This is a genomic window from Pseudomonas sp. Z1-14 (genome assembly GCF_051132005.1).
GTDB lineage: Bacteria > Pseudomonadota > Gammaproteobacteria > Pseudomonadales > Pseudomonadaceae > Aquipseudomonas.
The window spans coordinates 408755-431761 of record NZ_CP071646.1; the positions used below are offsets into that span (position 1 = coordinate 408755).

Below are 23007 nucleotides of genomic sequence, written 5' to 3' on the forward strand. Positions count from 1 at the left end.
TTCATGAGTACCCAAGTGATCAGCCTCGTCTCCATCGGCGCCCACCCGACCTCTGGTCGGCCCCGGCGCGCCGAACAGGATGCCCGCGCCGTGGAGCTGGGCCTGCAACTGGCCGGCAATGAACTGCAAGTGCTGCATGCCGGCGACGTGGCCGAACCGGCACTGCGCGCCTACCTGGGCATGGGCCTGGATGAGCTTCACGTGTTGGATAATCCAGAGGGCGCCGATGCGTTGCCGGCGTTGACCGAATATCTGAGAGACGCTGGCGCCCAAGTGGTGCTCACCGGCAGCCAGGCGGAAACCGGTGAAGGCTCGGGCATGCTGCCGTTTCTGTTGGCGGAAAACCTCGGTTGGCCGTTGGTGGTGGGATTGGCCCAGGTCGAATCCATCGACAACGGCGTGGCCCTGGTGCTGCAAGCCTTGCCCCGCGGCCAGCGCCGTCGGCTCAAGGTGCGCCTGCCGTTTCTGGCCACTGTGGATAACGCCGCGCCCAAACCACGGCAGAGCGCCTATGGCCCGGCGCGGCGTGGAGCGTTGCAGGCGGAAGAAGTCGAAGTGGTCGACGACAGCCTGCTGGCGGTGGCAACCCTGCAACCGGCCAAGCCACGGCCCAAGCGCCTGAAGGTCATCAAGGCCAAGAGCGGCGCCGACCGCATGAAAGCCGCCACGGCCAAGGCCAGCGGCGGAGGTGGGCAGGTGCTCAAGGGTGTCACTCCGGAGGCGGGGGCCGAGGCGATTCTGAAGCTGCTGGTGGAGGAAGGGGTGGTTCGCTAATCCCAGGAACGCCCAGGTTCCCTGTGGGAGCGAGCTTGCTCGCGATAGCGGTCTGTCAGCTAGCGATGATGGTGCTGATGGTCCGCCATCGCGAGCAAGCTCGCTCCCACAAGGGCCGGCGATGCATCTGAGTGTTGTGCCTGCCGAAATTTCACGGTTACCCACAATCCCTGTGTGTCCAGCTGTGGATAACCTGTTTGCCCCTCGCTGCAACCCATGTAAATCGCTCTCTGTAGACCTTCGCTCAAATAACAACCAGTTTAACTGGCGGTTTTCATTAGCTTTTGTCTGCGAGCAACGCAGCATGCCAAGCCAGACTTGCCCCCAATCTCTGTTGGCGCTTCTGTGGATAAGATGTTCGCTCAACGCTGCAACCCATGCAGTACGGGGCTTCCATTGAGTTGATCGATTAATGATCAATCATCGACTTCAAGTAGAAAAACCACCGCCATAACACTGGGTTGGTGGCTGCTCAGCCTGTTTTCCATAAAATCGTCAAATTACCCCCAAACGCTGTTGGCGCTTCTGTGGATAACATGTTCGCTCTGTCCTACAGGCCACGCTGTGTGGGGCTTACGGCGTATTGATCAAAAACTGGTCAATCAGGTATGAAACTCCTGTTTGCAAATAAGTCACGGATTTTGTTCACATTTGCCCTGACAAAATCCAGATCACCTCGACACTTGTCCCCATTAGCTGTGGGTTGCCTTGTGGATAACTTGTTCGTCGAACGCTACAGGTCAAGGCAGGCTTAGCGCGGAATGCGATAGATCAAATTTCATACAGTTCTAAGGAACCGCCTTGACGTATGGGTGTCGCCTGTCTTCACTCATGGCACAAGGACAGCGCGACTTTATCCATGCCGGTTCAGGGAGAACGCATGATGGATAGCAAGCCCCGAAATTTGTATCCCGCTTCAACCCCGACCTGCATGCCCACCCCCATGACCTCGTTACCCCGGCGCAACGGTCGGCGTGCCGCCAATCAGCGTGCACGCCTATAGCGCCTGAGGTTCCCTCCCATCAACACCGTTGACTGCCGCTCCAACCCATACGGGATAGCGGCCAGGCGTTCGTGCGCCTTGAAACTACAGGCAACCGCAGAGTTGCCCCTTCTGCCTGAGAGGACTTGAACATGACACGGATATCGACCCCCATCAGTGAAATCAAGGAACACTACGACGTGATCGTCATCGGTTCCGGCTACGGCGGCGGCATTGCTGCGTCGCGCCTGTCCCGGGCCGGGCGCAAGGTCTGCCTGCTGGAACGTGGCCGGGAAATCCAGCCGGGCGAATACCCCAATACATTGCTCGCTGCCACCGAGGAGTTGCAGGTGCACGACCCCGACGGCCACATCGGTTCGCGCACCGGGCTGTTCGACCTGCACGTCAACGCCCAGCAGAACGTGGTGGTCGGGTGTGGCCTGGGCGGCACGTCACTGATCAACGCCAACGTCGCCCTGGAAGCCGAGCCCGGCGTGTTCGAGGATCCGCGCTGGCCGCTGGCGATGCGCGAGCACAGCGACACGCTGCTCCAGGACGGCTACGCGCGGGCTCGGGAAATGCTCAAGCCCAATCCTTATCCGGCGTCCTCGCCGAACCTGCCCAAGCTCGACGCCCATAAGAAGTCCGCTGATTACCTCAAGCAGGGCGCGCATTTCTACAAGCCGCCGATCAACGTAACTTTCGACAAGTTGCCGAACAACCTCAACCACGTCGGCGTCGAGCAGTTGCCGTGCAATGGCTGTGGCGACTGCGTCTCGGGCTGTAACAACAAGGCCAAGAACACCACGCTGATGAATTATCTGCCGGACGCCTGGAACCATGGCACGGAGATTTTCTGCCAGGCTGAGGTGCGGCACCTGGAGCGCGATGGCGACGGCTGGATCGTGCATTTCCAGTACCTGGACAGTGGTCGCGAAATGTTCTCGGCGCCAACGCTGTTCGTGCGCGCCGATATCGTGGTGGTGTCCGCCGGCACCCTGGGCTCCACCGAGATCATGTTGCGCTCGCGGGACAAGGGCCTGTCGATGTCTGCCCAGTTGGGCGAGAACATGAGCGGCAACGGCGACATCCTCGGCTTCGGCCACAACTGCGATCAGGTCATCAACGGCATCGGTTTTGGCGCTCATTCGGCCAAGGAGCTGGAGCCGGTGGGGCCGTGCATCACCTCGGTGATCGACATGCGCACCGAAGGCGACTGGCGCAGCCGCATGGTTATCGAAGAAGGCTCGATCCCCGGCGCCCTCGGCCGGGCCATGGTGCCGAGCATGGCGGCGTTCGCCGAGATGATCGGCGTGCCCACCGACACCGGTTTTGGTGCCGCCCTCAGGTACAAGGGGCGCGAAGCCGAAAGCTTCCTGCGCGGGCCGTACTACGGCGCGCTGCATAACATGCAGACCTACCTGATCATGAGCCATGACAACGGCAAGGGCCGCATGGTCCTCGATAACAAGGACCAGCTGCGCATCGACTGGTCCGGTGTCGGCGAGCAGCAAAACGTTACCCTCGGCAACGAGCGTCTGCACCAGAGCACCAAGGCCCTGGGCGGGATCTGGGTCGAAAACCCGATCTGGACCAAACTCCTCAAGCACAGCATCGTCTCGGTCCATCCACTGGGCGGTTGCGTGATGGGCGAGGACGCCGCCCAGGGCGTGGTCAATCACAAGGGGCAGGTGTTCAGTGGCGCCAGCGGTACCGACGTCTACCCAGGCTTGTACGTGACGGACGGCTCGGTGATCCCGACGTCCCTGGCGGTCAATCCGCTGCTGACCATTTCAGCGGTGAGTGAACGCAACATGGGCCTGCTGGCGGCCGATCGCGGTTGGCTGATCGACTACACGCTGCCGTCGGCCCCGCGCAAACCAGTGGCGGCGCCGACCCTCGGTGTGCAATTCACCGAAACCATGAAGGGCTATTTCTCCAGCGCCTTTACCCAGCCCCAGGGCACCGACCTGCCGCTTTACGAGGAAGCTGCCAAGCGCGGCAAGGCTGACAACTCGCCCATCGAATTTACGCTGACCATCACCGCTGCCGACCTTGATCGTTTGATCAAGGAGCCGGAGCACGCTGCGACCCTGGTGGGTACCCTCGATGCCCCCCTGCTGTCGGCGAAGCCGTTGGTCGCCAGCAACGGCGTGTTCAACCTGTTCGAGCAGTATCAGGATCAGGTCGGCGTGCGGCACATGAACTACGACATGAAACTGACCGCCGAAGACGGCAGCGACTATTTTTTCAGTGCGTTCAAGACCGTGCCGGAGGACAACGGCGTGCTGAACATCTGGCACGACACCAGCACCCTCTACGTCACGCTCTATCGCGGGCCGGACAAGAGCGGCGCGGTGCTCGGCTCGGGGGTGATGCACATCCTGCCGGCGGATTTTGCCAAGCAGATGACCACCATGAAAGTGCTCAACGCTCGCAACGAGCGTGAGCGGGTGGAGGCGCTTGCGCGATTCGGCAAGTTTTTCGCAGGCATCCTGTGGGAGAGCTACGGCGGAGTGTTCGCTGGCGATGTCTATTTCAATCCGGACGCGCCGTCGCGCTTGAAACGGCCGCTGGATGCGCCGGCCCCGGTGGTGCATTTCTTCCAGACCGAAGACCACGTCGAGCTGCGCCTGACGCGCTACCAGGCAGGCAGCAAGGGCCCGGTGATGCTGGTCCATGGCCTGGGCGTGGGCTCGAATATCTTTTCCACCGACACCATCCATACCAACCTGTTGGAGTACCTGTGCAAGCACGAGTACGACGTCTGGCTGCTGGATTTGCGGGTGAGTATCCTGCTCCCAGCGAGCAAAAACGAATGGAACGGCGATCAGGTGGCCCAATACGACTTCAAGGCCGCTATCGGGCAAATCCAGCAGGCGACCTCGGCTCGTGACGTGCAATGCGTAGTGCATTGCTACGGCGCGACGACGTTCTTCATGTCGATGCTGGCGGGCTTGCAGGGCGTGCGCTCGGTGGTCTGCTCGCAGATCGCCGCCGACACGGTGGTGGCCACCGCCACCGGGTTGAAGGCCGGTTTGCATTTGCCGGGGATGCTCGATGCCATCGGCATCAAGTCCATGACGGCCTATGCCGACACCAAGGAAAGCTGGTTCAACAAACTCTACGACAAGGCCCTCAACGGCTACGCTCGGATCGAGGCCCAGGGTTACTGCACCAACCCGGTCTGCCACCGCATCACGTTCATGTATGCGTCGCTGTACCGCCACGACACCCTCAATGAAACCCTGCACGACAATCTGCATGAATTGTTCGGCGAGTCGAACATCCAGACCTTCGAGCACCTGGCGCTGATCGTGCGCAAGGGGCACCTGGTGGACTTCAAGGGCAACGACGTCTACATGCCGCATTTCGATCGGTTGAAGTTGCCGATCTGCTTCATCAGCGGCGCCGACAACCAGTGCTACTTGCCGCAGAGCACCCTCAAGACCTACGAACGGTTATGCGAGATGCACGGTCCGCAGCTGTTCAGCCGTCATGAGGTCCCCGGCTACGGCCACATCGACTGCATGTTCGGCAAGGACGCGGTGGTGGATGTGTATCCGATCATCCTTGGGCACCTGGAGAAGACGGCGCTCGGTTGAAGTATGACTATCCCGTGGCGAGGGAGCTTGCTCCCGCTCGGCTGCGAAGCGGTCGTCGCTTTTGAAGTCTTGGGGGCCGCTACGCGGCCCAGCGGGAGCAAGCTCCCTCGCCACATGGGTTTTGTGGTGAGTCAGGAATTAAGGAAAAGGATGCCATGAACACTTGTATCCGCTGGTTCCAACGCATCATCTGGATCGGAATCGTCATGAACATGGTCTTCGCGATCCCGGCGCTGTTCGCGCCGGCGTTGCTGACGTCCATGCTTGGCCTGCCGCCGGTGCTGTCCGATCCATGGCTGGAAAACGCCGGCATGTTGCTGGTGGGGATCAGCCTGTTCTACATGCCCTCGGGGTTCAACGCGCCGCGTTTCGTGGTGCATTCGTGGTTATGCGTGCTGTCGCGTCTGGTGGCGGTGGTGTTCTGGATCTACCTGATCAACACCAACAACCAGGGCCAACTGTTCGTGCCAATGTTGATGGGCGACCTGAGCATGTTCCTGATTCTGGGCGTGCTGTTGTATCTGGGCAGCCCGGCGGCCAATCGTCCGCTGGCCTTGCTCCGGGCCGGTTGGCGCGAATGGCGTGAAGGCTGGGCACATCGCTGGCAAAGCCATGGCTTCAAGGTAGGCGCGCTGATTGTGCTGCTGGTGCTTGGCTTCATCGGCTACCAGACCTGGTATCAGATGATCCGCGAGGTGCCGCAGCCGGACTTCGCCTCCGACGAAGATCATTACAAATACGCCGCCATCGGCCTGGGCATCGAAGCGCGGATTCCCTACTACCTGTTCGCCGTGCTGCCACAGATGTGCCCGGAAAAACTGCCCAAGCCAGGCGGTTATGAGGTGTTCGGCTTCCTCTATGAAAACGGCAACGACTTGCCCATCGGCATGGCCAAGCGGCAGCTCGGTTACCCCACGGTGGAGCCCAACTGCGCGCTGTGCCACACCGGTTCCTACCGGGCCAATGCCACTGACGTAGCGGTGCCGGTCGCCGCCGCGCCGGCCAATACCCTGCAATTGCAAGCCTTCCAGTGGTTCGCCTACGAGTGTGCCAGCGATCCGAAATTCACCCCGGATGCGGTCATGGCGGCGATTAACGGCAAGTTCCAGCTGGGGTTCATCGAAAAGCTCTATAACCGCTACCTGATCATTCCGATGGCCAAGAGTGCGCTGCTCAAGCAGAAACAGGCGTACGCCTGGCAGAAGCTGCGTCCGGCCCAGGGACCGGGGCGGACCGACACGTTCAACCCGACCAAGATGGTGGTCTTCGGCTTCCCGGATGACTCCACCATCGGCACCGTGGACTTGCCGCAGGTGTGGAACCAGAAACCCCGCGAGTCCATGTACCTGCACTGGGACGGCAATAACAACAAGATCCACGAACGCAACTACGCCGCCGCCATGGCCGTGGGCGCGACGCCGGAATCGGTGCTGCCGCCGAGCTTCAACCGGGTGACCAACTGGTTGCTGGGCCACAAGCCACCGGCCTGGCCGTTCGCCCTGGATCAGGCGAAAGTCGCCCAGGGCAAACCGATCTGGGAGCAGAACTGTGCCGGTTGCCACGACTTCGGCCGCAGCGACACCGGCCAGGTCACCACCAACATCGACCAGTTGGGCACCGATCCCCATCGGCTGAATTCCTTCACCACCGGGCTGGTGGCGGCGTTCCATGGTTTCAAGAAACCGCCGTTCGACTTTGGCGCCTACCGCAAGACCCAGAGCTACAGCAACACGCCCACCGACGGCATCTGGCTGCGCGCGCCGTACCTGCATAACGGTTCGGTGCCGACCCTGTGGGATCTGCTGCAAACACCCGAGCAGCGCCCGCAAGTGTTCTACACCGGCTCCGACATCTACGACCCGCAGAAGGTTGGTTTCATCACCAGCGGCGCGCAGATGAAGGCGTCGGCGGATTTCAAATACGACACTCGGCTCGAAGGCAACCACAACGGCGGCCACCTGTACGGCACGCAGCTGTCGGACGTCGACAAACGGGCTTTGATCGAATTCATGAAGACCCTGTAGTCCGGGGCAAAACGAAGGAGCGTTTACATGTCATTACTGCACCATTGGGAACATGAGTTCGACAAGGTCAAGGTCCGCTTGCACGGGTTGGTCACGCGGCTGGAAATGTCCTGGAAAAAACTCGTCAACGACCTGGAGCCCGAGGAGTTCCAGGCCATCGTCAAGCTGCTCGAGCGTGGCCACGCTCAAGCCCGGCATGTCATTGATCATGGTGATTTGCCCGACGATGAACCGGCCGTGCCGTGGGAACTGGCCCACGGCCTGTCGATTCTGAAAATCGGCAACGCCACGCCTTTGCCGCAAAAGGAAGAGGAACTGCCAACCCGAGTGCTCAAGGATGGCACCTTGCTCGGTTGCCGAAAATGGGAGCTGCTGGACCTGTTGTGGAGCGAGGCGCTGCTCAAGTGGATCGAGAACCTGCGTCACCACGCACCGTTCGCTACCACCCCGGCGCTGGTGAAAATGGACAATGACGTGGTGCTGGCCATTGCTGGCGACTGGGGCACCGGCCCGTTCGACAGTCACGCACCCGCTGTGGCCGTCGCCAACCAGATGCAACTGGCCCAGGCCGATTTCACCATTCACCTGGGGGATGTCTACTACGCCGGCACCCACTCCCAGGAAGACGTCGACATGGCCGGCTGGCCCCAGGGCAGGCACGGCTCTTTCACGCTCAATTCCAATCACGAAATGTACAGCGGCGCCCACGGTTATTTCCGGGAGTTGGCCAAGCGCTTTCCGGTGCAGCAAGGCACCAGCTACTTCGCCCTGTACAACGATGACTGGCTGGTGGTTGGCCTGGACAGCGCCTATGCCTCGGACGCGATGAACCTGTACATGGACGGCACCCTCAACACCCAGCAGATCGAGTGGATGAAAAGCCTGCCCAAGCGCAAGAAACTGATGGTGCTCAGTCATCACCAGGGTTTTGATATTTCCGGACACCACAAGACCGCGCTCTACCAACCGGTGTGCGACGCCTTGGGGCGTGAGCCGGATTACTGGTATTGGGGCCATCTGCACAACGGCATCTGCTATGCGCCGCAAGGCGGGCTGCAGGCACGTTGCGTCGGGCATGGAGCGATTCCCTACGGCACCACCAGCGAGTTGAACGGGCATCCTCGGGTGTTGTGGTCGGAAACACAATTGGCGGGGGACGAGGCGTATCCGGAGCGGGTGTTGAACGGGTATGTGAAGGTGCAGCTGGCGGGGGAGGAGATTGTCGAGACGTTTTATGGGGAGGATGGCAGTGTGCGGTGGTCTTCACATTAGTCGTCGGCTGTTAGACCGCCTTCGCGAGCAAGCCCGCTCCCACATTCGACCGCATTCCTTCTGAAGAAACTCGGTCAACTGTGGGAGCGGGCTTGCTCGCGAAGCTTTTAGTTTTTAGCCCTGGACCGGAACACCCTTGAGGTACGGCGCCGGCTCGGCCCCGAGGTTGTTCAGCATGCGCTCGCTGTACCAGTCGACGAAATTCACCACGCCGAATTCGTAAGTCTTCGAGTACGGGCCCGGCTGGTAGGCGGTGGAGTTGATGCCGCGCTGGTTTTCTTCGGCCAGGCGCCGGTCCTGGTCGTTGGTGGCGTCCCAGACCTGGCGCATGCGCTCTACGTCATAGTCCACGCCTTCGACCGCGTCCTTGTGCACCAGCCATTTGGTGGTGACCATGGTTTCCTGGGCGCTGATCGGCCACACCGTGAAGACGATGATGTGGTCGCCCATGCAGTGGTTCCATGAGTGCGGCAGATGAAGGATGCGCATCGAGCCCAGGTCCGGGTTCTTGATGCGGCCCATCAGTTTGGCGCAGCCCTGCTTGCCGTCCATCGTCATCGACACGGTGCCCTTGAGCAGCGGCATGCGCACGATGCGGTTGCGCAGGCCGAAGCTGGCGTGGGCGTAAGGGATCTTCTCGGCATCCCAGGCGGCGGCGGAAGCGGCCACGTGGTCCTTGAACGCCTGGTCGGCCCGCGGATCGGTGACGTCGTCCCATTCCAGCAGGGTCTTGAGCAGTTCGGGGTGCGAGGCGTTGCAGTGGTAGCACTCGCGGTTGTTTTCCAGCACCAGTTTCCAGTTGGCCTTTTCCATCAAGGTGGTTTGCACCGCCACCTTGGTGTTTTCCATGTCGTAGGGTTCCATGTAGTGGTTCAGGGTCGACAGGAAATCATCGATGGCCGGCGGGTTCTCGGCCAGGCTGATGAAGATGTAGCCGCCGGCGGTCTTCACGTTCACCGGCTTGAGGCCGTACTGCTTCATGTCGAAGTCGGCGCCCATCTCGGTGCCGGCGAACAGCAGGCGACCGTCCAGTTCGTAGGTCCATTGGTGGTAATGGCAGACCAGCTTGGCGACCTTGCCCTTGTCGCTGGTGCACAACCGCGAGCCACGGTGGCGGCAGACGTTATGGAACGCGTGCACCACGCCTTCGGCGCCGCGAATCACGATGATCGGGTTCTTGCCGACCTGCAGCGTCAGGTAGTTGCCCTTGGCCGGGATTTCGCAGGTCATGCCGGCGATCAACCATTCTTTCTGAAAGATTTCCTGCATGTCGATATCAAACAGGCGCTCATCGGAGTAGAACGGCTGCGGCAGCGAAAAGGTCCGCTCGCGCTCTTGCAGCATTTGCGCGGTGGCCTTGCGTGCGGGTTCCAGCGGATCGCCCAGGCTCAGGGTAGTGGTGACGTCCATCGTTTTATCCTCATGGCCATCTCTGTGGCCGGCGAAAGTGGCTAATCAAGGGTGCTACGCAAGGCAGAAATATTGTTTATCCGTTGGGGCGAGTGTGGGGCCGCGCAGGGGCGCAACCTTATCCATGGGCGACATGGCCCAATCTGTTCCCGACGCGCGAGCCCCGGTAGTTGGGGGCTGGTCGCGATAAGTATGTGAATGTCGCAGATAGGTAAATGGCGGTGCAGGCGCCTGCGCACAATCGCCATCATGAAGGCCGACAGTCGGCCGTGGAGATCAGCATGTCCAACAATTTCCTGAACCCGGTCACCACCCAGACCTGGGCCAATGGCCGACATATCGTTCGTTGCGTCAAAGTCATCCAGGAAACCTGGGATGTGCGCACCTTTTGCTTCATGGCCGACCAGCCGATCATGTTCTTTTTCAAGCCCGGGCAGTTCGTCACCCTGGAGCTGGAAATCGAAGGCCAGCCGATCATGCGCTCCTACACGATCTCCAGTTCGCCATCGGTGCCCTACAGCTTCTCGGTGACCATCAAGCGCGTGCCGGGGGGCAAGGTTTCCAACTGGCTGCACGACACGCTGCACGAAGGCCAGGAACTGGCGGTGCACGGGCCGGTGGGGTTGTTCAATGCCATGGATTTCCCGAGCCCGAAGGTCCTGTACCTCAGCGGTGGTGTCGGAATCACGCCATGCATGTCCATGGCCCGCTGGTTCTACGACACCAACGCCAACGTCGACATGACCTTCGTCCACAGCGCCCGCTCGCCCAAGGACATCATCTACCACCGCGAGCTGGAGCACATGGCGTCGCGGATCGATAACTTCAGCTTGCACCTGATCTGCGAAAAGCATGGTTTGGGCGAGCCGTGGGCCGGGTATCGTGGCTACCTGAACCACAAGATGCTGGAACTGATGGTGCCGGATTTCCTTGAGCGCGAAGTGTTCTGCTGCGGCCCGACGCCGTACATGAGCGCGGTCAAGCGTCTGCTGGAAGCGGCCGGCTACGACATGAAGCGCTACCACGAGGAATCCTTCGGCGCCACGCCACCGGAAGCCCGCGCCGACGCGGTGGAGCAGGCCGAACAGGCGGCGGATGCGCCTGAAGTCGACCAGGCGGACCTGCATCAGGTGGAATTCGTCGCGTCGGGCAAGAGCATCGGCGTGGCACCGGGCGAAACCGTCCACGCGGCAGCAGCCAAGCTCGGCCTGATGATTCCCAAGGCGTGCGGCATGGGCATCTGCGGCACTTGCAAAGTCATGAAGCTGGGCGGCGAAGTGGAGATGGAACACAACGGCGGCATCACCGAGGACGACGAGGCCGAGGGTTACATCCTGTCGTGCTGCAGCGTGCCGAAGGGGGATGTGCGGATCGAGTTTTAACCCGCAGCGAGCCCCCTGTGGCGAGGGAGCTTGCTCCCGCTGGGCTGCGCAGCAGCCCCATGCGATCCATCAGATAGCTCGTGCTTACCGGAGGCGACTGCTGCGCAGCCGAGCGGGAGCAAGCTCCCTCGCTACGAAAGCCCTGAAGCTTAAAAGGGCAAACGGCCTTGATGCATCGGTGGTTGCCTCAGGCGCTCATCACTTCCCGAATATCCGCCGCCAACTCCCGCACTCGCGCTTCTTCGGTATCCCACGAGCACATGAACCGTGCGCCGCCTTTGCCGATGAAGGTGTAGAAGCGCCAGCCCCGGGCGGTCAGCGCGGCGATGGCCGGTTCCGAGAGTTGCAGGAACACGCCGTTGGCCTGGACCGGGAACATCAGTTCGACGCCAGGAATGTCGCTGACCAGTTGCGCCAGCAATTGCGCGCAACGGTTGGCGTGGCGGGCATGCTTGAGCCAGGCGTCGTTCTGCAGCAGGCCGACCCAGGGGGCGGAGAGGAAGCGCATCTTCGAGGCCAACTGGCCGGCCTGTTTGCAGCGATAGTCGAAATCTTCCGCCAGGTCGTGGTTGAAGAAGAGGATCGCTTCGCCCACCGCCATGCCGTTTTTCGTGCCGCCGAAGCACAGCACGTCGACGCCGGCCTTCCAGGTCAGGTCGGCCGGGGTGCAGCCGAGGAAGGCGCAGGCGTTGGAAAAGCGCGCGCCGTCCATGTGCAGGTTCAAACCCAGTTCCTTGCAGGTAACGCTGATGGCGCGGATTTCTTCCGGGGTATAGACGCTGCCGACTTCCGTAGCCTGGGTCAGGGTCACCACGCGCGGCTTGGGATAATGGATGTCCTGGCGCTTGAGGGCGATCTCGCGGATCGACTCGGGGGTCAGCTTGCCGTTTTCGGTGCGCGCCACCAAGAGCTTGGAGCCGTTGGAGAAGAATTCCGGCGCGCCGCATTCGTCCGTTTCGACGTGGGCGGTTTCCGAGCAGATCACGCTGTGGTAACTCTGGCACAGCGACGACAGGGCCAGGGAGTTGGCGGCCGTGCCGTTGAACGCGAAGAACACTTCGCAGTCGGTTTCGAACAGGGCACGGAAATCATCCGCCGCGCGGTGGGTCCATTCATCGTCGCCATAGGCGCGCTGGTGGCCCTGGTTGGCTTCTTCCATGGCCGCCCAGGCTTCGGGGCAAATGCCGGAATAGTTGTCGCTGGCGAATTGTTGGCTCTTGTCGGTCATGGCCTTGCTCCTTGAATAGAGAATCCTGGGTAAGAGATCCCTGGTGGAATTCCCGGGTGAGGGGTTCCATGGTTCGGCGTGTTTGGGTCCACAGCGCCGTGGTCGATAGTGGTGCGCACTTTACCCAAGATTAGCGAGGGAGCACACGGGATGTTTAGGTCAGAAAATCACAAAATCAGCGGGCCGCAGTACGCATGAGTCAGCGCGACGCTGCGCTGGACCTGCTCAAGTGGCTGGCACTGTTGTCGATGGTCCTCGATCATCTGCGATATGTCGGTTTTTCCGCCGATTGGCTTTATGTGCCGGGGCGCTTGGCGTTTCCCTGGTTCTGCCTGGCGATGGCGGCCAACCTCGCACGCAACGGCGCCAGCTCGCTTCCGTGGCGTTACCTGGGCTGGCTGTTGCTGTTCAGCGCCATCAGTGAAATCCCCTACCGCTTGTTCGTTCCCAACCCCACGACATTGAACGTGATGCCGACGCTGGTGCTGGGATTGTTGCTGGCGCGCTGTTGGCAAACCCCCACCTTGCAGGCGCGATGCCTGGCGGTGGCGGCGCTGCTGCTGGCGGCGCTGTGCTCGTCACAGTTGATGTTCGGGTTCTACGGCGTGCTGCTGCCGTTGGCGATGTTGCTGGTGCATCGCCGGCCTTGGTATTTCGCGTTGCTACCGGGAATGGTCTGCGTGGCGGCCAATCAATGGCGGGTGTTGTATGGCGCGGCATGGCTGGGCGACACGGTGGCGGTCTGGGGGCTGGTGGCTTGCCTGATCGCGCCATGGCTTGGGCTGGCGCTTTTGCGACAGGCGGGGCGTTTTCGTCCAGTGCCCATGCGGCGCTGGGCGTATGCGCTGTATCCCGGGCATTTCCTTATATTGCTCGCGGTCCGCCAGGTCATTGCATAACCCTTCGTGGCGAGGGAGCTTGCTCCCGCTGGAGGGCGAAGCCCTCCCAAAAGGCCACCCCGGATTTACCTGATGTGCCGAGGCGTCTGGTCTTAGGGCTACTTCGTAGCCCAGCGGGAGCAAGCTCCCTCGCCACAAGGGCCGTCTTCGATTCCATTTGATCCCATGTCGTAAACGCACCTTTGCGTGGCGTCCATAGGCATTTGACCTGCCTGCGCCGGCCATACCATCGCATCCAAAGGGCACGACCGAAACGGTCCGTGCCTCACCGAGACGAAAGGCGCACCGCCGCCGCTGGGAGAGACGCGATGTTCAGCAAGCAAGACCAGATCCAGGGTTACGACGATGCACTGCTGGCGGCGATGAATGCCGAGGAGCAACGCCAGGAAGATCACATCGAACTGATCGCGTCGGAGAACTACACCAGCAAGCGCGTGATGCAGGCCCAGGGCAGCGGCCTGACCAACAAGTACGCCGAAGGTTACCCGGGCAAGCGCTACTACGGTGGCTGCGAGCACGTCGACAAGGTCGAAGCCCTGGCCATCGAGCGCGCCAAACAACTGTTCGGCGCCGATTACGCCAACGTCCAGCCGCATTCCGGTTCGTCGGCCAACAGCGCCGTGTACCTGGCCTCGCTGCAAGCCGGTGACACCATCCTCGGCATGAGCCTGGCCCACGGCGGTCACCTGACCCACGGCGCCAAGGTGTCGTCCTCGGGCAAGCTGTACAACGCGGTGCAATACGGCATCGACACCGCTACGGGCCTGATCGACTACGACGAAGTCGAGCGCCTGGCGGTCGAGTGCAAGCCGAAGATGATCGTGGCCGGTTTTTCTGCCTATTCCAAGACCCTGGATTTCCCCCGCTTCCGCCAGATCGCCGACAAGGTCGGTGCGCTGCTGTTCGTCGACATGGCCCACGTCGCCGGCCTGGTTGCCGCCGGCCTGTACCCGAACCCGCTGCCGTACGCCGACGTGGTCACCACCACTACCCACAAGACCCTGCGCGGCCCACGCGGCGGCCTGATCCTGGCCAAGGCCAACGAAGAGATCGAGAAAAAGCTCAACGCCGCCGTATTCCCCGGAGCCCAGGGCGGCCCGCTGATGCACGTCATCGCTGGCAAGGCGGTGTGCTTCAAGGAAGCGGCGGAGCCGGGCTTCAAGGCTTACCAGCAGCAAGTGATCGACAACGCCCAGGCCATGGCGGGCGTGTTCATCAAGCGCGGCTACGATGTAGTGTCCGGCGGCACCGACAACCACCTGTTCCTGGTCAGCCTGATCCGCCAGGGCCTGACCGGCAAGGACGCGGACGCCGCCCTGGGCCGCGCCCACATCACCGTCAACAAGAACGCCGTGCCGAACGACCCGCAATCGCCGTTCGTGACCTCGGGCCTGCGCATCGGTACGCCGGCAGTGACCACCCGCGGCTTCAAGGTGACCCAGTGCGTCACGCTGGCCGGCTGGATCTGCGACATCCTCGACAACCTCGGCGATGCCGATGTCGAGGCCAATGTCGCGCAGCAAGTGGCGGCCTTGTGCGCGGACTTCCCGGTTTATCGCTGAGTCGGTTCTGGAGTAATGACTATGCAACGCTATTCGGGCTTCGGCCTCTTCAAACACTCACTCAGCCATCATGAAAACTGGCAGCGGATGTGGCGCACGCCGACCCCGAAAAAGGTCTACGACGTGGTCATAGTCGGCGGCGGCGGGCATGGTCTGGCGACCGCCTACTACCTGGCCAAGGAGCACGGCATCACCAACGTGGCCGTGGTCGAAAAGGGCTGGCTGGGCGGCGGTAACACCGCGCGCAATACCACCATCGTGCGCTCCAACTACCTGTGGGACGAATCGGCCCACCTGTACGAACACGCGATGAAACTCTGGGAAGGCCTGTCCCAGGACCTGAACTACAACGTGATGTTCTCCCAGCGTGGCGTCTACAACCTGTGCCACACCTTGCAGGACATCCGTGATTCCGAGCGCCGCGTCAGCGCCAACCGCCTCAACGGCGTGGACGGCGAACTGCTCGATGCCAAGCAAGTGGCTGACGAGATTCCGTACCTGGACTGCTCGAAGAACACCCGTTATCCGGTGATGGGCGCCACCGTCCAGCGTCGCGGCGGCGTGGCCCGTCACGATGCCGTGGCCTGGGGCTTTGCCCGGGCGGCGGACGCCTTGGGCGTGGACCTGATCCAGCAGACCGAAGTGATCGGTTTCCGCAAGGAAAACGGCGTGTGCATCGGCGTGGAGACCAACAAGGGCTTCATCGGCGCCAAGCGCGTCGGCGTGGTGACCGCAGGTAATTCCGGGCACATGGCCAAGCTTGCCGGTTTCCGCCTGCCGGTCGAATCCCATCCGCTGCAAGCGCTGGTGTCCGAGCCGATCAAGCCGATTATCGACAGCGTGATCATGTCCAACGCCGTGCACGGCTACATCAGCCAGTCCGACAAGGGCGACCTGGTGATCGGCGCCGGTATCGACGGCTACAACGGCTACGGCCAGCGTGGCTCGTACCCGGTGATCGAGCACACCATCCAGGCCATCGTCGAGATGTTCCCGGTGCTCTCGCGGGTGCGCATGAACCGCCAGTGGGGCGGCATCGTCGACACCACGCCGGACGCCTGCCCGATCATCTCCAAGACGCCAGTGCCGAACATGTTCTTCAACTGCGGTTGGGGCACCGGCGGCTTTAAAGCGACACCTGGCTCGGGCAACGTGTTTGCCGCGAGTCTGGCCAAGGGCGAAATGCACCCATTGGCCGCCCCTTTCTCCATCGACCGTTTCCACAACGGTGCGTTGATCGATGAACACGGCGCTGCTGCGGTTGCCCACTAACAGGAGAAATCCCCATGTTGCACATCTTCTGTCCTCACTGCGGCGAACTGCGCTCCGAAGAGGAATTCCACGCATCCGGCCAGGCGCACATCCCGCGTCCGCTGGATCCGAACGCCTGCACCGACGAGGAGTGGGGCGACTACATGTTCTTTCGCGACAACCCTCGCGGCCTGCACCACGAGTTGTGGATCCACGCCGCCGGTTGCCGCCAGTACTTCAACGCGACCCGTGACACCGTGACCTACGAGATCCTCGAAACCTACAAGATCGGTCAAAAGCCGCAATTCACCGACAAGGCTGACAGTCCGAAAGCGGCCGCGCAGGCTCTGGGAGAGAAGGTATGAGCCAGATCAATCGCCTGTCCAACGGCGGACGGATCGACCGCAACAAAGTGCTGACATTCACCTTCAACGGCCAGAGCTACAAAGGCTTCGAGGGCGATTCCCTGGCCGCTGCGCTGCTGGCCAACGGCGTCGACATCATTGGTCGCAGCTTCAAGTATTCTCGTCCGCGCGGCATCTTTGCCGCCGGTGCGGAAGAGCCGAACGCGGTGCTGCAGATCGGCGCCACCGAAGCCACGCAGATCCCGAACGTGCGCGCCACGCAACAGGCGCTGTATCAGGGCCTGGTCGCCACCAGCACCAACGGCTGGCCGAACGTCAACAACGACATGATGGGGATTCTCGGCAAGGTCGGCGGCAAGCTGATGCCGCCGGGCTTCTACTACAAAACCTTCATGTACCCGCAATCGTTCTGGATGACTTACGAGAAGTACATCCGCAAGGCCGCAGGGTTGGGTCGCTCGCCGACCGAGAACGATCCGGACACCTACGACTACATGAACCGTCACTGCGACGTGCTGATCGTCGGCGCTGGCCCTGCTGGCCTGGCCGCAGCATTGGCCGCGGCCCGCAGCGGTGCGCGAGTGATCCTGGCCGATGAGCAGGAAGAGTTCGGCGGCAGCCTGCTCGATTCCCGCGAGAGCCTGGACGGCAAGCCGGCGACCGAGTGGGCCGCGGCGGCGGTGGCTGAACTGCGCTCGATGCCCGAGGTGGTGCTGCTGCCTCGCGCCACGGTGAACGGTTACCACGACCACAACTTCCTGACCATCCACGAGCGCCTCACCGATCACCTCGGTGACCGCGCACCGATCGGCCAGGTGCGCCAGCGCATCAACCGGGTACGCGCCAAGCGCGTGGTGCTGGCGACTGGTGCTTGCGAACGCCCGCTGGTCTACGGCAACAACGACGTGCCGGGCAACATGCTGGCGGGTGCGGTTTCTACCTACATTCGCCGCTACGGCGTGGCACCGGGCAAGAAACTGCTGTTGAGCACTAACAACGACCACGCCTATCGCGTCGCCCTGGACTGGTTCGACGCCGGCCTGCAAGTGGTGGCGGTCGCCGATGCCCGCAGCAATCCGCGTGGCGCGCTGGTGGAAGAAGCCCGCGCCAAAGGCATCCGCATCCTCACCGGTAGCGCCGTGATTGAAGCCCGTGGCAGCAAGCGCGTCACCGGCGCACGTGTCGCCGCGATCGACGTCCGCGCCCACAAGGTCACCAGCCCCGGCGAATGGCTGGACTGCGACCTGGTGGCCAGTTCCGGCGGCTACAGCCCGGTGGTCCACCTGGCTTCGCACCTGGGCGGCAAGCCGATCTGGCGTGAAGACATCCTCGGTTTCGTGCCGGGCGAAGCGCCTCAGAAACGCGTGTGCGTCGGCGGTGTGAATGGCGTCTACGGTCTCGGCGATTCCCTGGCCGACGGTTTTGAAGGCGGCGTGCGCGCGGCCAGCGAAGCCGGCTTCAAGGCTGTGGAGGGCGTGTTGCCCAAGGCGCTGAGCCGTCATGAAGAACCGACCCTGGCGTTGTTCCAGGTGCCGCATGAAAAAACCACCGCACGTGCGCCGAAGCAATTCGTCGACCTGCAGAACGACGTCACCGCCGCCGCCATCGAACTCGCCACCCGCGAAGGCTTCGAGTCGGTGGAACACGTCAAGCGCTACACCGCACTGGGCTTCGGCACCGACCAGGGCAAGCTGGGCAACGTCAACGGCCTGGCCATCGCGGCCCGTTCGCTGAACGTGAGCATCCCGCAGATGGGCACCACCATGTTCCGTCCGAACTACACGCCGGTGACTTTCGGCGCGGTGGCCGGTCGGCACTGCGGGCATATCTTCGAACCGGTGCGCTTCACCGCGCTGCATGCCTGGCATGTGAAAAATGGCGCCGAGTTCGAAGACGTCGGCCAGTGGAAACGGCCTTGGTACTTCCCGAAGAACGGCGAAGGCCTGCATGCCGCGGTCAAGCGCGAGTGCAAGGCCGTGCGCGACAGCGTCGGTCTGCTTGACGCCTCGACCCTGGGCAAGATCGACATCCAGGGCCCGGATGCCCGTGAGTTCCTCAACCGCATCTACACCAATGCCTGGACCAAGCTCGACGTGGGCAAGGCCCGCTACGGCCTGATGTGCAAGGAAGACGGCATGGTCTTCGACGACGGCGTGACTGCCTGTCTGGCCGACAACCACTTCCTGATGACCACCACCACTGGCGGTGCGGCCCGTGTACTGCAATGGCTGGAGATCTACCAGCAGACCGAATGGCCGGATCTGAAGGTGTATTTCACCTCGGTTACCGATCACTGGGCGACCATGACCCTGTCGGGGCCCAATAGCCGCAAGCTGCTGAGCGAAGTCACCGACATCGACCTGGACAAGGACGGCTTCCCGTTTATGACCTGGAAGGAAGGCCTGGTAGGCGGCGTGCCGGCGAGGGTGTTCCGCATCTCGTTCACCGGTGAGCTGTCGTACGAAATCAACGTGCAGGCCGACTACGCCATGGGCGTGCTCGAACAGATCGTCGAGGCCGGCAAGAAGTACAACCTGACCCCGTACGGCACCGAGACCATGCACGTGTTGCGGGCCGAGAAGGGCTTCATCATCGTCGGCCAGGACACCGACGGCTCGATGACCCCGGACGACCTGAACATGGGCTGGTGCGTCGGCCGGACCAAGCCGTTCTCGTGGATCGGCTGGCGTGGGATGAACCGCGAAGACTGCGTGCGTGAAGAGCGCAAGCAACTGGTGGGTCTCAAGCCGATCGACCCGAATGTCTGGCTGCCGGAAGGCGCGCAGCTGGTCTTCAACCCCAAGCAGGCGATCCCGATGTCGATGGTCGGCCACGTGACCTCCAGCTATGCGCATAACTCCCTGGGTTATTCGTTTGCGATGGGCGTGGTCAAGGGCGGCTTGAAGCGCCTCGGCGAGCGAGTCTTCGCCCCGCTGGCGGATGGCCGGGTGATCGAGGCAGAGATCGTTTCTTCGGTGTTCTTCGATCCGAAGGGGGATCGGCAGAACGTTTAATGACTTGAGGTCCTGGTGGGAGCAGTTGTTCTGCGTCGTCTGCATCGCGAGCAGGCTCGCTCCCACAGGAGACCGCATAACCCTTGTGGGAGCGAGCCTGCTCGCGAAGGCGGCAGAACAGCTCCACAAGGGCCGAATCAAGAATTCAAGACAGGTGCTCCATATGACCGCAGTCAACGTGTACCAACAACGCCCCACCACCGGGGCCAAGGCCGAGTCGTCGCTGCACCATGCCGACCTCGCCAGCCTGGCGGGCAAGGGCCGCAAGAACGCCGGTGTGACCGTGCGCGAGAAAAAACTCCTCGGCCACCTGACCATTCGTGGCGATGGCCACGATCCGGCGTTCGCCGCGGGCGTGCACAAGGCCCTGGGCCTGGAGTTGCCGGGTGCGCTGGCTGTCATCGTCAAGGGCGAAACCAGCCTGCAATGGCTGGGGCCGGATGAATGGCTGCTGGTGGTGCCTTCTGGCGAAGAATTCGTCGCCGAGCAGAAACTGCGCGAAGCCCTGGGCGACCTGCACATCCAGATCGTCAACGTCAGCGGCGGCCAGCAGATACTCGAACTGTCCGGCCCTAACGTGCGCGACGTGCTGATGAAATCCACCAGCTACGATGTACACCCAAGCAACTTCCCGGTGGGCAAGGCCGTGGGCACGGTGTTCGCCAAGTCGCAACTGGTGATCCGCCACACGGCTGAAGACACCTGGGAACTGGTGATCCGCCGCAGCTTTTCCGATTACTGGTGGCTGTGGTTGCAGGATGCGGCGGCTGAGTATGGGTTGAGCGTGCAGGCCTGATTCTTGGCCTTGGAATGCTGTCGTGGCGAGGGAGCTTGCTCCCGCTCGGCCGGGCTGGCGCTCCAGTGCGCAGCGACCGCAAGATCCTGGGCCTGCTTCGCAGCCCAGCGGGAGCAAGCTCCCTCGCCACGGAGTTCTGTGTCGCTTCGTTAATTTGGAACAGGAGTCACCGCAATGAGCCGCGCCCCAGACACATGGATCTTGACCGCCGACTGCCCCAGCGTGCTCGGCACGGTGGATGCGGTGACCCGCTTTCTGTTCGAGCAGGGCTGCTACGTCACCGAGCACCACTCCTTCGACGACCGGCTCTCGGCGCGCTTCTTCATTCGCGTGGAGTTTCGCCAGCCTGACGGTTTCGACGAGCAGAGCTTCCGCGCGGGCCTGGCCGAGCGGGCGCAAGCCTTCGGCATGGTCTTTGAACTGACGCCGCCCAACTACCGGCCGAAAGTGGTGATCATGGTCTCCAAGGCCGATCACTGCCTCAACGACTTGCTCTACCGCCAACGCATCGGCCAGTTGTCGATGGACGTGGTGGCCGTGGTCTCCAATCACCCCGACCTCAAGCCGCTCGCCGACTGGCACCAGATTCCCTACTACCATTTCCCCCTGGACCCGAACGACAAGCCGGCCCAGGAGCGGCAGGTGTGGCAGGTGATCGAAGAGACCGGCGCCGAGCTGGTGATTCTTGCCCGTTACATGCAAGTGCTGTCGCCGGAACTGTGCCGCAAGCTCGACGGCAAGGCCATCAACATCCATCACTCATTGCTGCCGGGCTTCAAGGGCGCCAAGCCGTATCACCAGGCCTACAACAAAGGCGTGAAACTGGTAGGCGCCACGGCGCATTACATCAACAACGACCTGGACGAAGGCCCGATCATCGCCCAGGGCGTGGAAGTGGTGGATCACAGCCACTATCCCGAAGACCTGATCGCCAAGGGACGCGATATCGAAGGGCTCACCTTGGCCCGCGCGGTGGGGTACCACATCGAGCGACGAGTATTTCTGAACGCCAATCGTACCGTGGTGCTTTAGCCACAAGCTTCAAGCCGCAAGAAAAGGCGGTATGCGTGCTTCTTGCGGCTTGTGCTTGCCGCTTGAAGCTCAGGCATCAACCCGAGCAATCAACGCGCTGCCTGCCTGGGCAACGCAGTTCCACAAAAACAACAGCGAGGTGAAAGCATGTCTGGTAATCGTGGTGTCGTGTATCTCGGCAACGGCAAGGTCGAAGTACAGAAAATCGACTATCCCAAAATGCAGGACCCGCGCGGCAGGAAGATCGAGCACGGCGTCATCCTGCGCGTAGTCTCCACCAACATCTGCGGTTCCGACCAACACATGGTGCGCGGCCGTACCACTGCCCAGACCGGCCTTGTCCTGGGTCACGAGATCACCGGTGAAGTGATCGAAAAGGGCAGCGACGTCGAAAACCTGAAAATCGGTGATCTGGTCTCGGTGCCATTCAACGTTGCGTGCGGGCGCTGCCGTTCCTGCAAGGAGCAACACACCGGTGTCTGCCTGACCGTCAACCCGGCCCGTGCCGGCGGTGCCTACGGTTACGTCGACATGGGCGACTGGACCGGCGGCCAGGCCGAATACGTGCTGGTGCCGTACGCTGACTTCAACCTGCTGAAACTGCCGGACCGCGACAAGGCCATGGAGAAAATCCGCGACCTGACCTGCCTGTCCGACATCCTGCCGACCGGCTACCACGGCGCAGTCACCGCTGGCGTCGGCCCTGGCAGCACCGTCTACATCGCCGGCGCCGGCCCGGTTGGCCTCGCGGCTGCCGCTTCCGCCCGCCTGCTGGGTGCTGCGGTAGTGATCATCGGCGACGTCAACTCCATCCGCCTGGCTCACGCCAAGGCCCAGGGCTTTGAAATTGTCGACCTGTCCACAGACACCCCACTGCACGAGCAAATCGCCGCGCTGCTGGGCGAACCGGAAGTGGACTGCGCCGTCGATTGCGTGGGCTTCGAAGCCCGCGGCCACGGCCATGACGGCGTCAAGCACGAAGCCCCGGCCACCGTACTCAACTCATTGATGGGCGTGGTCCGCGTGGCCGGCAAGATCGGCATTCCCGGCCTCTATGTCACCGAAGACCCGGGCGCAGTTGATGCCGCCGCAAAAATGGGCAGCCTGAGCATCCGCTTCGGTCTGGGCTGGGCCAAATCCCACAGCTTCCACACCGGCCAGACCCCGGTGATGAAGTACAACCGCCAGCTGATGCAGGCGATCATGTGGGACCGCATCAACATTGCTGAAATCGTTGGCGTGCAGGTCATCAGCCTGGACGACGCGCCGAAAGGTTATGGCGAATTTGATGCGGGTGTGCCGAAGAAGTTTGTGATTGATCCGCATAAGTTGTTCAGTGCGGCGTAAGTTGGCTTGAAGAAAAAGGGCGACTTGATGTCGCCCTTTTGATTTATGACTTGGCTTGGTATTC

The 23007-nt window shown here is 62.1% G+C and carries 15 protein-coding genes; 13 read left to right on the forward strand and 2 right to left on the reverse strand.

Translation table 11 applies throughout. The annotated features are described in order from the left end of the window. Nucleotides 1–3: 3 nt before the first annotated feature. The 4 genes from J3P89_RS01955 to J3P89_RS01970 all read left to right on the forward strand — a co-directional run bounded on the left by J3P89_RS01955 (nt 4) and on the right by J3P89_RS01970 (nt 8657). Nucleotides 4–774 carry an electron transfer flavoprotein subunit beta gene (locus tag J3P89_RS01955; RefSeq protein ID WP_434627552.1) on the forward strand — a complete coding sequence of 257 codons (771 nt, stop codon included), beginning with the start codon at nt 4–6 and terminating at the stop codon, nt 772–774. 1134 nt (nt 775–1908) lie between these two features. Further along, nucleotides 1909–5361 (forward strand): GMC oxidoreductase, encoded by a 3453-nt coding sequence (locus J3P89_RS01960; RefSeq protein WP_434696579.1) that lies wholly within the window; start codon nt 1909–1911, stop codon nt 5359–5361. 155 nt (nt 5362–5516) lie between these two features. Continuing rightward, nucleotides 5517–7385, forward strand: coding sequence for a hypothetical protein (locus J3P89_RS01965; RefSeq protein ID WP_434696580.1), 1869 nt, complete (start codon nt 5517–5519; stop codon nt 7383–7385). A gap of 27 nt (nt 7386–7412) precedes the next feature. Beyond that, nucleotides 7413–8657, forward strand: coding sequence for a metallophosphoesterase (locus J3P89_RS01970; RefSeq protein ID WP_434696581.1), 1245 nt, complete (start codon nt 7413–7415; stop codon nt 8655–8657). Between the two features lie 114 nt (nt 8658–8771). On the opposite strand, the gene gbcA is transcribed toward J3P89_RS01970, so the two are convergent. Further along, nucleotides 8772–10067 carry a glycine-betaine demethylase subunit GbcA gene (gene gbcA / locus J3P89_RS01975; protein WP_305498304.1) on the reverse strand — a complete coding sequence of 432 codons (1296 nt, stop codon included), beginning with the start codon at nt 10065–10067 and terminating at the stop codon, nt 8772–8774. A gap of 281 nt (nt 10068–10348) precedes the next feature. Between gbcA and gbcB the strand changes: the two genes are divergently transcribed. Continuing rightward, nucleotides 10349–11449, forward strand: coding sequence for a glycine-betaine demethylase subunit GbcB (gene gbcB, locus J3P89_RS01980; RefSeq protein ID WP_305498306.1), 1101 nt, complete (start codon nt 10349–10351; stop codon nt 11447–11449). Between the two features lie 187 nt (nt 11450–11636). On the opposite strand, the gene J3P89_RS01985 is transcribed toward gbcB, so the two are convergent. After that, the gene (locus tag J3P89_RS01985) at nt 11637–12677 is read right to left on the reverse strand and encodes a low specificity L-threonine aldolase (protein ID WP_434655109.1); all 1041 of its coding nucleotides are present in this window, start codon (nt 12675–12677) and stop codon (nt 11637–11639) included. 194 nt (nt 12678–12871) lie between these two features. On the opposite strand from J3P89_RS01985, the gene J3P89_RS01990 reads away from it, so the two are divergent. The 8 genes from J3P89_RS01990 (at nt 12872) to fdhA (ending at nt 22943) form a co-directional block, all read left to right on the forward strand. Next, on the forward strand, nt 12872–13576 hold the full coding sequence (locus tag J3P89_RS01990; protein WP_434696582.1) for a TraX family protein: 705 nt from the start codon (nt 12872–12874) through the stop codon (nt 13574–13576). Between the two features lie 308 nt (nt 13577–13884). Further along, a complete protein-coding gene (gene glyA / locus J3P89_RS01995) occupies nt 13885–15138 on the forward strand; it encodes a serine hydroxymethyltransferase (protein ID WP_434696583.1) in 1254 nt (417 codons plus the stop codon). Nucleotides 15139–15159: 21 nt separating this feature from the next. Next, a complete protein-coding gene (locus tag J3P89_RS02000; protein WP_305498311.1) occupies nt 15160–16410 on the forward strand; it encodes a sarcosine oxidase subunit beta in 1251 nt (416 codons plus the stop codon). 14 nt (nt 16411–16424) lie between these two features. Then, nucleotides 16425–16754 (forward strand): sarcosine oxidase subunit delta, encoded by a 330-nt coding sequence (locus J3P89_RS02005; RefSeq protein ID WP_434561923.1) that lies wholly within the window; start codon nt 16425–16427, stop codon nt 16752–16754. After that, nucleotides 16751–19768: a sarcosine oxidase subunit alpha gene (locus J3P89_RS02010; protein ID WP_434696584.1), complete on the forward strand. Its 3018-nt coding sequence runs from the start codon at nt 16751–16753 to the stop codon at nt 19766–19768. Before J3P89_RS02005 ends, J3P89_RS02010 begins: the two co-directional genes overlap by 4 nt. A 163-nt stretch (nt 19769–19931) precedes the next feature. After that, on the forward strand, nt 19932–20564 hold the full coding sequence (locus J3P89_RS02015; protein WP_434655118.1) for a sarcosine oxidase subunit gamma: 633 nt from the start codon (nt 19932–19934) through the stop codon (nt 20562–20564). Between the two features lie 174 nt (nt 20565–20738). Then, complete coding sequence (purU, locus tag J3P89_RS02020; RefSeq protein ID WP_434571318.1) at nt 20739–21596, forward strand: formyltetrahydrofolate deformylase; 858 nt, start codon at nt 20739–20741, stop codon at nt 21594–21596. Between the two features lie 147 nt (nt 21597–21743). Beyond that, nucleotides 21744–22943, forward strand: coding sequence for a formaldehyde dehydrogenase, glutathione-independent (gene fdhA / locus J3P89_RS02025; protein ID WP_003177608.1), 1200 nt, complete (start codon nt 21744–21746; stop codon nt 22941–22943). The last annotated feature ends 64 nt before the right edge of the window (nt 22944–23007 follow it).

Bases quoted from the DNA above. Each gene is read 5' to 3' on its own strand.
- J3P89_RS01955 (WP_434627552.1), top strand. From the start codon at position 4: ATGAGTACCCAAGTGATCAGCCTCGTCTCCATCGGCGCCCACCCGACC.
- J3P89_RS01960 (WP_434696579.1), top strand. From the start codon at position 1,909: ATGACACGGATATCGACCCCCATCAGTGAAATCAAGGAACACTACGAC.
- J3P89_RS01965 (WP_434696580.1), top strand. From the start codon at position 5,517: ATGAACACTTGTATCCGCTGGTTCCAACGCATCATCTGGATCGGAATC.
- J3P89_RS01970 (WP_434696581.1), top strand. From the start codon at position 7,413: ATGTCATTACTGCACCATTGGGAACATGAGTTCGACAAGGTCAAGGTC.
- gbcA (WP_305498304.1), bottom strand. From the start codon at position 10,067: ATGGACGTCACCACTACCCTGAGCCTGGGCGATCCGCTGGAACCCGCA.
- gbcB (WP_305498306.1), top strand. From the start codon at position 10,349: ATGTCCAACAATTTCCTGAACCCGGTCACCACCCAGACCTGGGCCAAT.
- J3P89_RS01985 (WP_434655109.1), bottom strand. From the start codon at position 12,677: ATGACCGACAAGAGCCAACAATTCGCCAGCGACAACTATTCCGGCATT.
- J3P89_RS01990 (WP_434696582.1), top strand. From the start codon at position 12,872: ATGAGTCAGCGCGACGCTGCGCTGGACCTGCTCAAGTGGCTGGCACTG.
- glyA (WP_434696583.1), top strand. From the start codon at position 13,885: ATGTTCAGCAAGCAAGACCAGATCCAGGGTTACGACGATGCACTGCTG.
- J3P89_RS02000 (WP_305498311.1), top strand. From the start codon at position 15,160: ATGCAACGCTATTCGGGCTTCGGCCTCTTCAAACACTCACTCAGCCAT.
- J3P89_RS02005 (WP_434561923.1), top strand. From the start codon at position 16,425: ATGTTGCACATCTTCTGTCCTCACTGCGGCGAACTGCGCTCCGAAGAG.
- J3P89_RS02010 (WP_434696584.1), top strand. From the start codon at position 16,751: ATGAGCCAGATCAATCGCCTGTCCAACGGCGGACGGATCGACCGCAAC.
- J3P89_RS02015 (WP_434655118.1), top strand. From the start codon at position 19,932: ATGACCGCAGTCAACGTGTACCAACAACGCCCCACCACCGGGGCCAAG.
- purU (WP_434571318.1), top strand. From the start codon at position 20,739: ATGAGCCGCGCCCCAGACACATGGATCTTGACCGCCGACTGCCCCAGC.
- fdhA (WP_003177608.1), top strand. From the start codon at position 21,744: ATGTCTGGTAATCGTGGTGTCGTGTATCTCGGCAACGGCAAGGTCGAA.